12 protein-coding genes and 1 tRNA gene are annotated in these 11,954 nt (G+C 67.6%); 9 read left to right on the top strand and 4 right to left on the bottom strand.

Annotated elements, in window-relative coordinates; genetic code table 11:
- The first annotated feature begins 4 nt into the window (after nt 1–4).
- The 7 genes from J8J14_RS06485 to J8J14_RS06455 all read left to right on the top strand — a co-directional run bounded on the left by J8J14_RS06485 (nt 5) and on the right by J8J14_RS06455 (nt 7,532).
- Complete coding sequence (locus J8J14_RS06485) at nt 5–562, top strand: hypothetical protein (RefSeq protein ID WP_209378661.1); 558 nt, start codon at nt 5–7, stop codon at nt 560–562.
- 223 nt (nt 563–785) lie between these two features.
- On the top strand, nt 786–1,847 hold the full coding sequence (locus J8J14_RS06480; RefSeq protein WP_245215498.1) for an amino acid ABC transporter substrate-binding protein: 1,062 nt from the start codon (nt 786–788) through the stop codon (nt 1,845–1,847).
- 138 nt (nt 1,848–1,985) lie between these two features.
- The gene (locus tag J8J14_RS06475) at nt 1,986–3,128 is read left to right on the top strand and encodes an amino acid ABC transporter permease (protein WP_456307506.1); all 1,143 of its coding nucleotides are present in this window, start codon (nt 1,986–1,988) and stop codon (nt 3,126–3,128) included.
- A gap of 13 nt (nt 3,129–3,141) precedes the next feature.
- The gene (locus J8J14_RS06470) at nt 3,142–4,287 is read left to right on the top strand and encodes an amino acid ABC transporter permease (RefSeq protein ID WP_209378659.1); all 1,146 of its coding nucleotides are present in this window, start codon (nt 3,142–3,144) and stop codon (nt 4,285–4,287) included.
- A 20-nt stretch (nt 4,288–4,307) separates the two neighbouring features.
- Nucleotides 4,308–5,102 (top strand): amino acid ABC transporter ATP-binding protein, encoded by a 795-nt coding sequence (locus tag J8J14_RS06465; RefSeq protein WP_209378658.1) that lies wholly within the window; start codon nt 4,308–4,310, stop codon nt 5,100–5,102.
- Between the two features lie 147 nt (nt 5,103–5,249).
- On the top strand, nt 5,250–7,130 hold the full coding sequence (locus tag J8J14_RS06460) for a potassium transporter Kup (protein ID WP_342452404.1): 1,881 nt from the start codon (nt 5,250–5,252) through the stop codon (nt 7,128–7,130).
- A gap of 36 nt (nt 7,131–7,166) precedes the next feature.
- Complete coding sequence (locus tag J8J14_RS06455) at nt 7,167–7,532, top strand: hypothetical protein (protein WP_209378656.1); 366 nt, start codon at nt 7,167–7,169, stop codon at nt 7,530–7,532.
- A gap of 102 nt (nt 7,533–7,634) precedes the next feature.
- Here J8J14_RS06455 and J8J14_RS06450 read toward each other — a convergent pair.
- Nucleotides 7,635–7,710: transfer RNA gene (locus tag J8J14_RS06450), tRNA-Ala, on the bottom strand.
- 135 nt (nt 7,711–7,845) lie between these two features.
- Between J8J14_RS06450 and J8J14_RS06445 the strand changes: the two genes are divergently transcribed.
- Nucleotides 7,846–8,601, top strand: coding sequence for a CoA transferase subunit A (locus J8J14_RS06445; protein WP_209378655.1), 756 nt, complete (start codon nt 7,846–7,848; stop codon nt 8,599–8,601).
- A 13-nt stretch (nt 8,602–8,614) separates the two neighbouring features.
- On the top strand, nt 8,615–9,262 hold the full coding sequence (locus tag J8J14_RS06440; RefSeq protein ID WP_209378654.1) for a CoA transferase subunit B: 648 nt from the start codon (nt 8,615–8,617) through the stop codon (nt 9,260–9,262).
- Nucleotides 9,263–9,364: 102 nt separating this feature from the next.
- On the opposite strand, the gene J8J14_RS06435 is transcribed toward J8J14_RS06440, so the two are convergent.
- The 3 genes from J8J14_RS06435 to J8J14_RS06425 form a co-directional block, all read right to left on the bottom strand.
- The gene (locus J8J14_RS06435) at nt 9,365–9,808 is read right to left on the bottom strand and encodes a hypothetical protein (protein ID WP_209378653.1); all 444 of its coding nucleotides are present in this window, start codon (nt 9,806–9,808) and stop codon (nt 9,365–9,367) included.
- A 68-nt stretch (nt 9,809–9,876) separates the two neighbouring features.
- The gene (locus J8J14_RS06430; protein WP_209378652.1) at nt 9,877–10,683 is read right to left on the bottom strand and encodes an undecaprenyl-diphosphate phosphatase; all 807 of its coding nucleotides are present in this window, start codon (nt 10,681–10,683) and stop codon (nt 9,877–9,879) included.
- 101 nt (nt 10,684–10,784) lie between these two features.
- Entirely contained in the window at nt 10,785–11,888 is a 1,104-nt protein-coding gene (locus J8J14_RS06425; protein ID WP_209378651.1) for a TRAP transporter substrate-binding protein, read from the bottom strand.
- Nucleotides 11,889–11,954: the final 66 nt, after the last annotated feature.

The raw sequence follows: 11,954 nt of genomic DNA, 5'->3' as shown, positions 1-11,954 counted from the left end.
CCTGATGGCCGAGAGCAAGCCCATCGCGCCCGTGGCGGAGCAGGCCATGGCCCTGCTGTTGCGGCCCGTGCGGCACGCCGTGAACAATCTTTCCATGGTGGTCACGGCCAACCTGGATTCGGCGGTTCCGAAATTGCCGCAGGGAGAGGTGGTGACGCGGCAGGTGAACCGCGCCCGTGAGGCGGCGATCGACTATGACCAGCTGGCCCGGGGCTACCTCGCCCTGGGGCGCGAGGAGGGCACGCGGCCCGTCCCGGCCAGCCGCATGATTCAGGAACTTCTGCCGCTCCTGATCCTGGCGGCGGGCGGGCCGGTGGAGCTCCGGATTCTTGGTAACGCGGTGGTGGAGCGCCGCTCCCCCATCCTGGATGGGGCGCTGATCGTGGCGGCTTCGGGCGGGGCCGGCCTGCCCGCGGGGCCACGGCCGCCCCTGCGCCTCGATGGCGCGAAGCTGAGCTTCGGCTGGCCGATTCCGCCCGAGGCGCGCGAAGCCCTGCTCTCGCTCGGCGCCTCGATCGAGCCTGAAGGGGATGGGGTGGTGGTCACCCTGCCTCCGGGCTGATCGGCGCCGGCAGATCATCGCGCCAGGTTACAACGGCACGGGGCTTGCTGACATGCCGGGCGTGAATCGCGCCCCTGCCCCTTGCCGGCCGCATGGAATTGCCCCGCGCGCCGCGGGAGGCTAAGGGCGTGCTCTGCGGTCCGCGCAATCCCGCGTTGATCCAGGCACAACCCTGGCGCAGCATGACGCCGGGAGCGCTTCTAAGGCACTCAGGGAGAGTTTAATGACGATGCAGCCCTTGCGGCGCGTGACGTTTGGAATCCTCGGCGCGGCCGCCATGGCGGCGCTGGGTGCGGCACCGGTTGCGGCCCAGCAGCAGGCCCCGGCGGCCGGCGGCGCGTCGATGATCGACACGATCAGGTCCCGTGGAACGCTTGTCTGCGGCGTGAACACCGGCCTGGCCGGCTTCGCCCAGCCTGACAGCCAGGGCGTCTGGCGCGGATTCGACGTGGAATATTGCCGCGGCCTGGCCGCCGCGATCTTCAATGACCCGAACAAGGTCCGCTACGTCCCCACGACCGCGCAGAGCCGCTTCACGGCGCTGCAGTCCGGCGAGGTGGACGTCCTGATCCGCAACACGACCTGGACGCTGTCCCGCGACACGTCGCTCGGCCTCGATTTCGCCGGCGTCAACTTCTATGACGGCCAGGGCTTCATGGTGAAGACCTCGACCGGCGTGAAGACGGCCAAGGAGCTGGAGGGCGCCACGATCTGCGTCCAGCCCGGCACCACCACCGAGCAGAACCTGACCGACTGGGCCCGCGCCAACAATGTGCGCTTCACCCCCGTCGTGATCGAGCGCCTCGAGGAAGTGGTCGGCGCCTATGCGTCCGGCCGCTGCGACGCCTACACCACCGATGTGTCCGGCCTCGCCGCCACCCGCTCCAGCCAGCCCAATCCCGGTGAGCACACGATCCTGCCGGACGTGATCTCGAAGGAGCCGCTCGGCCCGCTGGTGCGCCATGGTGACCAGCGCTTCGCCGACCTCGTCCGCTGGCTCCACTACGCCCTCGTCGGCGCCGAGGAGATGGGCATCACCCAGGCGAACGTCGCCCAGATGGCCGCCAACGACCAGCGCCCCGAGGTGCAGCGCATGCTCGGCAAGAATGGCGGGCTCGGCCAGATGCTCGGCGTGCCGAATGAGTGGGTCGTGAACGTGCTCCGGGCCACCGGCAACTATGGCGAGATCTTCGCCCGCCACCTGCAGCCGATCGGCATCCAGCGCGGCCCGAACGCGCTTTGGACGACCCCGGGCGGCCAGCAGTACTCGATGCCGTTCCGTTGATCCGCATCGCCGCGGGGGCCTGTTCGCAGGCCCCCGCGGACCTGTTCGAAGAACAAGAATAGACAAAGGCCCCACCGGATGTCGCAGACCGCCACTGACCCGCGGCACCTCCGCACACCCCCGAAACGGCAACTTCGGTTGTCATGGGCCGATGAACGCGTCAGGGCCATCGTCTGGCAGGTGCTGATCGTCGGTGCCGTCATCGGCGTGATCTGGTGGTTGGTGCGCAACACGCAGCACAACCTGGAGGTCCGGCGGATCGCCACGGGCTTCGGCTTCCTGCAGCGCGAGGCCGGGCTGCCGATCGGCGAGGCCCTGATCGAGTACACGCCCGCAAGCACCTATCTGCGCGCCCTCACGGTGGGCGTGCTGAACACGCTGAAAGTGGCCGTGATCGGCATCGTGCTGGCCACCATCTTCGGCACGCTGATCGGCATCGCGCGCCTGTCCCGGAACTGGCTGCTGTCGAAGATCGCCGCGGTCTATGTCGAGCTGATCCGCGACGTGCCGCTGCTGCTGCAGCTGCTGTTCTGGTACACCATCCTCCAGAGCCTTCCCGGGCCGCGCCAGGCGCTGAACCCCGCGGCGGGCGTGTTTCTTTCGAATCGTGGCCTGAAGCTGCCCTTCCTCGACTGGCAGCCCGCCCATAGCTGGGCCCTGCTCGCCTTTGTGGTGGGCTGCGTGGCCACCTGGCTCTTCGCGAAGGCCATGCGCCGCAGGCAGATGCAGGACGGCCAGCCGCGCCGGATCTGGCCGGCGGCCCTGGGCTTCATGCTCGGCCTGCCGCTCGTCGTGTGGCTGGCCGGCGGGGCGCCGACCGCGATCGACTGGCCCGAGCTGCGCGGCTTCAACTTCCGTGGCGGCATGACGGTCACCCCGGAATACTTCGCGCTCCTGATCGGGCTCACCACCTACACCGCCGGCTTCATCGCCGAGATCGTGCGCGCCGGCATCCTGGCCGTGCCGCATGGGCAGTGGGAAGCGGCGCAGGCCCTCGGGCTCCGCTCCGGGACAGTGCTCCGGCAGATCGTGTTGCCGCAGGCGCTCCGGGTGATCGTGCCGCCGATGACCAGCCAGTACCTGAACCTGACGAAGAACTCCTCGCTGGCGGTCGCGATCGGCTACCAGGACATCGTCAGCATCGCCAACACCACCCTGAACCAGACGGGACAGGCGATCGAGGGTATCGCCATCATCATGCTGGTCTACCTGTCGATCTCGCTGTCCATCAGCTTCTTCATGAACTGGTACAACTCGCGCATCGCGCTGGTCGAGCGCTGAGGGAAGAACCGGAATGAGCGACATTCCCCTCACCACTTCGGTCGCGGGCGTGCCGGAGGCGGCCGCGCCGCGCCAGCCGCCTGCCCTGACCACGGGCCCTGCCGCCTGGCTTCGGGCGAATCTCTTCTCGTCCTGGCTGAACACAGCGGTGACGCTGGTCCTGGGCTATTTCATCGTCCGCTATGCGATCAGCTTCGTGGACTGGGCCTTCATCAACGCCATCTGGTCGGTCGAGAACAACCAGACCCAGGCCTGCCGCGCGCTGAAGGCTTCCGCCGATCCCGGGGCCTGCTGGGCCGTGATCACGGAAAAGCACCGCTTCATCCTTTTCGGCACCTATCCCTATGAGGAGCACTGGCGGCCGGCGATCGTCTGCCTTCTCTTCACGGGCCTCTATATCGTCTCCGCCATGCGCCGTTTCTGGCGCTGGGAGCTGGCCATCATCTGGGCCGTCACCCTGATCACCATCGGCATCCTGATGTGGGGCGGGGTGTTCGGCCTCAGCTATGTCCCGCAGGAGCGCTGGGGCGGGCTCCCGATCACGCTCATCCTTGCCACCTTCGGCCTGGCCTTCGCCTTCCCGCTGGCCATCCTGGTGGCGCTGGGGCGGCGTTCCTCCATGCCGGCGATCCGGGTGCTCTGCATCGCCTATGTCGAGCTGATCCGCGGCGTGCCGCTGATCTCCCTTCTCTTCATGGCCAGCGTCATGTTCCCCCTTTTCCTTCCGGAGGGGCTCAATATCGACAAGCTGCTGCGTGCCCAGGTGGCCGTGATCCTCTTCGCCGGCGCCTATCTGGCGGAGGTGGTGCGCGGTGGCCTGCAGGCCCTGCCCAAGGGGCAGTATGAGGCGGCCGAGGCGCTTGGCCTTTCCTACTGGCAGAAGACCGGCTTCATCATCCTGCCTCAGGCGCTCCGCCTCGTGATCCCGCCGCTGGTGAACACCTTCATCGGCTTCTTCAAGGACACGTCGCTGGTGCTCATCATCGGCATCTTCGACCTGCTGACCGCGGGCAAGACCGCGATCGTGGAGCCGGCCTGGCAGGGCTTCGGCGTCGAGGTCTACATCGCCATTTCCGTCATCTACTTCATCTATTGCTTCGCCATGTCCCGCTACAGCCAGAACCTGGAGGCGGAGCTGAACCGCCACCGCGTTCGCTGAGCGCCGAGAAGGATCACGTCATGAGCGCCGCGCTCGACACCGAAACCCACATCGCCTCCTCCATCCGCGCGGATGCGCCTCCGGCCATCCTGCTGGACAAGGTGAACAAGTGGTACGGCTCCATGCATGTCCTGCGGGACATCTCCCTCCAGGTCGCGACCGGCGAGCGGGTCGTGGTCTGCGGGCCCTCCGGCTCCGGCAAGTCCACCATGATCCGCTGCATCAACCGGCTGGAGCAGCACCAGGAGGGCCGGATCGTCGTGGACGGGACGGAACTGACGGATGATGTCCGCGCCCTGGACGCTATCCGGCGCGAGGTCGGGATGGTGTTCCAGTCCTTCAACCTGTTCCCGCATCTGACGATTCTTGAGAACTGCACCCTCGCCCCGATCTGGGTCCGCCACATGCCCAAGAAGGAGGCGGAGGAGCTGGCGATGCACTACCTGACCCGGGTGAAGATCCCGGACCAGGCGCGCAAATACCCGGGCCAGCTTTCCGGCGGGCAGCAGCAGCGCGTGGCCATCGCCCGGGCGCTGTGCATGAAGCCCAAGATCATGCTTTTCGACGAGCCAACCTCCGCGCTCGACCCCGAGATGATCAAGGAGGTTCTGGACACCATGGTCGGGCTGGCCGAGGACGGCATGACCATGATCTGCGTGACCCATGAGATGGGCTTCGCCCGCCAGGTGGCGGACCGCGTGGTCTTCATGGACCGGGGCGAGGTGGTGGAGCAGGGCGCGCCGGAGCAGCTTTTCAGCAATCCATCCACCGAGCGCCTGCAGACCTTCCTGTCCCAGATCCTGCGCGGGCACTGAGCCCGGAGGCCAGGGCGCGGCAGCCTCCATGCCGCCCCTTTCCGCGAAACGCATAACGGCCCTGCAACCACCCGGCCGGACCGGGGGTTGCAGCGTCCGGGGCAGCGGTCATATGCCGCCGCCAACCAATTAGCGCGGACAACGGACGTGACATCTGCGGCCACCCACGGCGATCGGCAGCCTCTCAGCGCGGCCGTCCTCCTGGCCGTCCTCGGCATCGTTTACGGCGATATCGGAACAAGCCCGCTCTACGCGATGCGGGCGGCCCTGTCGCACTTCTCCTCCGATGGGCTGGAGCGCTGGGAGATCCTGGGGATCCTCAGCCTCATCATCTGGTCGCTCATCATTGTGGTGACCGTGAAATATGTCTTCCTTGTCATGCGGGCGGACAACAAGGGGGAGGGCGGTATCCTGGCCCTCATGGCGCTCGCCCAGCGCGCTGCCGTGACGGAGCGGGGCCGTTGGCTCATCGCCCTGGTCGGGATCGCGGGCGCGGCGCTCTTCTTCGGCGACGGTGTCATCACCCCGGCCATCTCGGTCCTTTCCGCCGTTGAGGGCCTGAAGGTCATCTCCCCGACCTTCGAGGACGCGGTGGTCCCCCTTTCCCTGGCCGTCCTTCTGGCCCTGTTCCTCTTCCAGTACCGTGGCACCGGGAGCATGGGCGCGGTCTTCGGCCCGATCACCGTGCTGTGGTTCGGCGTGATCGGCCTCCTCGGCCTGATTGAGGTGGTCCGGGAGCCTGAGGTGCTGGTCGCCCTCTCCCCTCATTACGCCGTGCGCTTCGCGCTGGCCTATCATCTGGCCGCCTTCATCGCCCTGGGCTCCGTGGTGCTGGCCGTGACGGGGGCCGAGGCCCTCTATGCCGACATGGGGCATTTCGGCCGCCGCCCGATCCAGCTGGCCTGGATCGCCTTCGTCCTGCCGGCGCTCAGCCTGAACTATCTGGGGCAGGGCGCCCTGCTGCTCTCCGACCGTGCGGCGCTGGAGAACCCCTTCTACCTGCTGGCTCCCGAATGGCTGCGCCTGCCGCTCGTGGTCCTCGCGACCGCCGCCACCATCATCGCCAGCCAGGCGATGATCTCGGGGGCCTATTCGATCGCCCGGCAATGCGTGCAACTCGGCTTCCTGCCCCGCCTCGTCGTGCGCCACACCAGCGAGACGGAGGAGGGGCAGATCTACATGCCCCAGGTGAACTTCGCGCTGCTGCTCGGGGTGGTCATCCTGGTGGTCACCTTCCGCAACTCGGACAGCCTGGCGGCCGCTTATGGCCTGGCCGTCACCGGCACCTTCCTGGCGACGTCCACCCTGGCGGGGCTGGTCTTCCGCCGCAGCTTCGGCTGGTCGCTGTCCCTGGTCATCGCGGTCTTCACGCCGCTCTTCCTGCTCGACCTCGCCTTCTTCATCTCCAACGTCCTCAAGATCCCGGATGGCGGCTGGGTGCCTCTCCTGCTTGGTGGTGGGCTCTTCGCCATGATGCTCACCTGGCGGCGTGGGCGGGACCTGCTCTTCAGCCGGTTCCGGCAGGACAGCCTTCCGCTCAAATCTTTCCTCGCCCGCCTGCCGCAGTCCCGCACGGTGCGGGTGCCCGGGATTGCCGTCTTCATGACCAGCCAGGCCGACTACGTGCCCAGCGCCCTCCTGCACAACCTGAAGCACAACAAGGTCCTGCATGAGCGCGTGCTCTTCGTCACGGTCTCGGGCGAGGACGTGCCGCAGGTGAGGGCCCGCCGCCATGTGGAGGAGCTGGCGCCGGGCATCCACCGGGTGTCCCTGTGCTACGGCTTCCAGGAGAGCCCCAATATCCCGCGGGAGCTTGAAGGCCTGCGCGAGGTGGGCGTCGATTACGAGCCGATGCAGGCCTCCTACTTCCTGGGGCGGGAAACCGTCGTGGCCTCAGCGATCCCGAAGATGCCGCGCTGGCAGCAATGGCTCTTCGGCATCATGTCCCGCAACTCGGTTCCGGCAACTGAGTTTTTCCGTATCCCAAGTGACCGCGTGGTCGAACTGGGCGTCCGGGTCGCCATCTAGGCGGCCGGAGGCCAGCTGAGAGGAAGGAGGTTCCGCATGCCGCTCGTCGTCCTGTCGCCGAGCGGCGGAGGCGGACTTCCCGAGGGCAGCCCCGAGCACCGCTACGAGGTGACGCTCACCCTGGATCACCAGGGTTTTCCGGATCCGAATGCCTGGCGTGAGGATGCGGCCATGTGGCCGGCCCGCCGCTTCTGGCCCGGCCAGGGCCTCATGGACGGGGATGTCCTGTATGACCCCGACATGGGCTGGGCCCTGCGCTTCTTCCGGCGGGACGACAACCCGGTGGACGCCCCGTTGCAGGCTGTGATCCGCGGCAGGGCGCCGTGCCGGCCCGGGGAGACGGTGACGATCTCTGAGCCGGATGGAAGTGAATACGCCTGGCGGATCGTCGGCGTGGGGTAAGCGGCAAGTTCTTGTCCGTGAGGACAAAGAGAACGGAAAGAAGAGAGGCAGAAAAGAGAGCGGGGCGCCCGTTTCCGAGCGCCCCGCGTCATCCGCTTAAACTGGTGGAGCCAATCGGAATCGAACCGACGACCTCTTGAATGCCATTCAAGCGCTCTCCCAACTGAGCTATGGCCCCCCACCGTGCGGGTGCCGCGATATAGCCCCCTGCCGCAGGGGCGGCAATACCCCTTCTTGCGATTTTCCGCCCCTTTATGAAGGAGGGAGGGAGGGCTAGCCTCCGGCCGCCGAAAGCGCTGGAGGAAGCCATCGAATGAGCAGGAAACTCTACCCGGACGCGAAGGCGGCGCTGGACGGGCTGCTGCGCGACGGGATGCTCATCCATTCCGGCGGCTTCGGTCTCTGCGGCATTCCGAACCTTCTGATCGAGGCCATTCGCGACAGCGGCGTGAAGGATCTCACCTTCGTCTCGAACAATGCCGGCGTGGACGATGCCGGGCTGGGCCTGCTGCTGAAGACACGGCAGGTCCGGAAGATGATCGCCTCCTATGTCGGCGAGAATGCAGAATTCGCCCGCCAGTTCCTGGCCGGGGAATTGGAGATCGAGTTCAACCCGCAGGGCACGCTGGCCGAGCGGATCCGCGCCGGCGGCGCGGGCATCCCGGCCTTCTTCACCCGCACGGGCGTGGGCACCGCCGTGGCCGAGGGCAAGCCGACCCAGGAATTCGACGGGGTGACCTATGTGATGGAGCGCGGGATCATGGCGGACCTCGCCATCATCCATGCCTGGAAGGCGGATCCGGAAGGCAATCTGGTCTTCCGCAAGACGGCGCGGAACTTCAACCCGGTGATGGCCACCGCCGCCCGCATGACGGTGGTGCAGGTGGAGGAAATGGTCGGGCAGGGAGAGCTGAACCCGGACCACATCCACACGCCCGGCATCTATGTGAAGCGCATGATCGTCGTGCCCCCCGGCACGGAGAAGCGCATCGAGCAGCGAACGGTCCGGAAGCGCTCCGAATCCGCCGCGCCGGCCGCCGCCGGCACTGATCCCCTTCCCACCCGCTGAGGAGCGCCGAGCCATGGCCTGGACCCGCGACGAAATGGCCGCCCGCGCTGCCCGCGAGCTGGAGGACGGCTTCTATGTGAACCTGGGCATCGGCATCCCGACCCTGGTGGCCAACCACATCCCCGAGGGCGTCTCCGTTCAGCTGCAGAGCGAGAACGGGATGCTCGGGATCGGTCCCTTCCCGCTGGAGGGCGAGGAGGACCCGGACCTCATCAACGCCGGCAAGCAGACCGTCTCCGAGCTGCCGTCGACCAGCTATTTCTCCTCGGCCGACAGCTTCGCCATGATCCGTGGCGGGCATATCGACCTGTCCATCCTCGGTGCGCTGCAGGTGGCCCAGAACGGTGACCTGGCGAACTGGATGATCCCGGGCAAGATGGTGAAGGGCATGGGCGGCGCCATGGATCTGGTGGCCGGCGTGAAGCGCGTGGTGGTGCTGATGGAGCACACCGCCGGCGGCAAGCCCAAGCTGCTGAAGGAGTGCACCCTTCCCCTGACCGGCCAGGGCGTGGTCGATCTGGTGGTCACCGATCTCGGCGTGCTGGAGGTGGACAAGGCCGCGGGCCGGATGCGCCTGCTGGAGCTTGCGCCCGGCGTGACCGAGGAGGAGATGCGGGCCAAGACCGAGGCCGAATACGACGTGGCCCTGCGCAACCGCTGAGAACCCACCGGGGCGCCCCGGCGCCCCGGCCTGGCCGCCGGTTGCGGCCCCGGCGTAAGCAGGACATCTGCCGGCGTGCTGAGCGAAAAGCCCGCTGTTTCCTCAGCGGGACTGCTGAAGCTGCCGCTCGAGTTCCTGGATCCGGCGCTCCTGCGCCGCGATCCGCCGCTCGAGCCGCGATTCGCGGATATCCGGCGAGCGGGTGCGAACAGAGGTCGCGCGACCCTGGCGATAGGGCGCGCGCCGGCTGGCCCGGGGCTGGGGCGTGCTGCGCTCCATGAGCGGGGCCGAGGTGATGACGGGCATGCCGACATCCACGGCACCGCCCGGCACATCCGTGATGGGCAGGTTGGGCACGGGCCGCTCCGCACGCCCCGCCGCCTCGATGGGCGGGGGCGCCAGCCTTTCGAACTGCCGGACCGCAGAGCCGAGATAGTCGCCGGTCGGCCCGGAATCGCTCGGCCAGCTCTGTGCCGCAACCGGCGATGCGGCCAGGCCAAGCAGGCCAAGCCCAAACAGCCCGGCACGAATCCGCGGCGTCACCATGCAGCCCTCTCCTTTTCGCGGCATCGCACCGTTACGCTACCCGGCGCGATGAAGGAAGCGAAGGCTCGTCAGCGAAGCGCAAGCCAGACGAGAATGATTCCGCCCAGCGCGATCCGATACCACCCGAAGGGCGTAAACCCGATTCGCGAGATGGAGGCCAGGACCACGCGGATCACGACCATGGCGACGACGAAGGCCGCGGCGAAGCCGATGCCAATCTGGCCAAGGCTCGAGAGATCAAGGTCCTGGCGCGCTTTCCAGAGGCTGTAGACCGTCGCCGCCAGCATGGTGGGGATGGCGAGAAGGAAGGAAAACTCCGCCGCCGTCCGCCGCTCCACGCCAAGCAGCAGGGCGGTGATGATCGTGGCGCCGGAACGGCTGGTTCCGGGGATCATGGCCAGGACCTGCCCGAAGCCGATCAGCAACGCCGCGAGCGGACCGATCTCCGGCACCGAGGCGATGGTGGGATTCGGCCGTGCCCGTTCGATGGCGATGATGGCGATGCCGCCCAGGATCAGCGCGATCGCCACGACCCAGGGATTGAACAGCATCCGGGTGATCGGTCCGTGCAGCACGGCGCCGATCACCAGGGCGGGGAGGAAGGCAAGGAACAGATTGACGGCGGTGAAGCGCTCCACCGTGCCGGGGCGCCACATGCCCAGCGCTATGCGCCAGAGCTGCCCCCAATAGGTGAGCACCACCGCCAGGATTGCGCCAAGCTGGACCGCGATCTCGAAAACCTTGCCCGGCGGTCCCTCGAAGCCGATCAGCTCGCCCAGCAGGATCAGGTGCCCTGTGGAGGAGATCGGCAGGAACTCGGTCAGCCCTTCCACCACGCCCAGGAGAAGGGCGGACAAGAGGCCGGGAATATCCATGGGGTTTTCCGTGGGCGTCGGCGCGAGGGGCGGGCGCGGATGGAACGAGAAAGGGGCGGGGCCCCCCGGCCCCGCCCCTTTCCTTTAAGCCCCCAGGCGGTTCAGCGCACCGTCTGCGAGGCCGTGAAAGCGAAGTTGTCGAATGAATTCTCGCTCACGCGGTGCCAGGTGTAAACCTCGTCCCGGAAGCGGCGCTGGCTCTCCATGATCCGCTTGAAGCGCTCATTCTTGCTGGCCAGGTCGTCCATAACCTCGTTCGTGGCGCGCCAGGCGGCCTCGAGGATCGGGCGGGACCAGAAGCGGAGCTGCGCGCCGCCGGCCACAAGGCGGCGCAGCGCCTGCGGATTCGCGTAGTCGTACTTCGCCACCATCTCGGCATCCGCCTCGGCGGAAGCCACCGCGATCGCCGCCTTGTAGGCAGCGGGCAGCGCCTCATAAGCCCGCTGGTTGGCAATGAGGTGCAGGCGGGCGCCCGGCTCCCAGAAGCCCGGGGCATAGTAGTTCGGCGCCACCCGCGCGAAGCCGAGCTTCTCGTCGTCATGCGGGCCGACGAACTCGGCCGCATCGATCGTCCCGCGCTCCAGCGAGGAGTAGATGTCCGAGGCCGGCACCACCGAGGGGGTGGCGCCCATCTTCTGGAACACCTGCCCGGCCAGGCCGGTGATGCGGAACTTCAGCCCCTTCACGTCGTCCACGGTGCGGATCTCGCGCCGGAACCAGCCGCCCATCTGCGCGCCCGTATCGCCGCAGGGGAAGGCGATCGCGTTGTACTCGCGCATCATCTCGTTCATCAGGTCCTGGCCCCCGCCGAAGCGGAGCCAGGCCGTGTTCTGGCGCGCATTCAGGCCGAAGGGCACGGCCGTGAAGAAGGCCAGGGCCGGGTCCTTGCCGATATAGTAATACGATGCGGTGTGGGCGCATTCGATGCTGCCCGACTGCACGGCGTCCAGAGCGGCCAGGGCGGGCGCGATCTCGCCGCCCGGGAAGGGCTGGATGCGGAAGCGCCCATCGGTCAGCTCGCCCACGCGGCGCGCCACGGCCTCGGCCGTGCCCCACAGGATGTCCGTGTTGCGCGGGAACGAGGAGGTGAGGCGCCAGCGCACCTCCGGGTTGGTCTGTGCAATGGCCGGGGCGGCCAGGGCCACCGGAACCACGGCGGCGGGTGCCGCCGTGAGAAGCGCGCGGCGGTTGACGCGGGACGTCATTCGGAAGCGTTCCTTTCCCTGAAAGGCGGTTTTGGTTGCCATCTGCTTACGGCATGCCCGGGCTTG

This window comes from Pararoseomonas baculiformis (assembly GCF_017813395.1).
GTDB classification, from domain to species: domain Bacteria; phylum Pseudomonadota; class Alphaproteobacteria; order Acetobacterales; family Acetobacteraceae; genus Roseomonas; species Roseomonas baculiformis.
This window is presented reverse-complemented; position numbering and strand designations above follow the sequence as displayed.

Coding starts and splice junctions, on each gene's coding strand:
- J8J14_RS06485 (WP_209378661.1), top strand. CDS start 5: ATGGCCGAGAGCAAGCCCATCGCGCCCGTGGCGGAGCAGGCCATGGCC.
- J8J14_RS06480 (WP_245215498.1), top strand. CDS start 786: ATGACGATGCAGCCCTTGCGGCGCGTGACGTTTGGAATCCTCGGCGCG.
- J8J14_RS06470 (WP_209378659.1), top strand. CDS start 3,142: ATGAGCGACATTCCCCTCACCACTTCGGTCGCGGGCGTGCCGGAGGCG.
- J8J14_RS06465 (WP_209378658.1), top strand. CDS start 4,308: ATGAGCGCCGCGCTCGACACCGAAACCCACATCGCCTCCTCCATCCGC.
- J8J14_RS06455 (WP_209378656.1), top strand. CDS start 7,167: ATGCCGCTCGTCGTCCTGTCGCCGAGCGGCGGAGGCGGACTTCCCGAG.
- J8J14_RS06445 (WP_209378655.1), top strand. CDS start 7,846: ATGAGCAGGAAACTCTACCCGGACGCGAAGGCGGCGCTGGACGGGCTG.
- J8J14_RS06440 (WP_209378654.1), top strand. CDS start 8,615: ATGGCCTGGACCCGCGACGAAATGGCCGCCCGCGCTGCCCGCGAGCTG.
- J8J14_RS06435 (WP_209378653.1), bottom strand. CDS start 9,808: ATGGTGACGCCGCGGATTCGTGCCGGGCTGTTTGGGCTTGGCCTGCTT.
- J8J14_RS06430 (WP_209378652.1), bottom strand. CDS start 10,683: ATGGATATTCCCGGCCTCTTGTCCGCCCTTCTCCTGGGCGTGGTGGAA.
- J8J14_RS06425 (WP_209378651.1), bottom strand. CDS start 11,888: ATGACGTCCCGCGTCAACCGCCGCGCGCTTCTCACGGCGGCACCCGCC.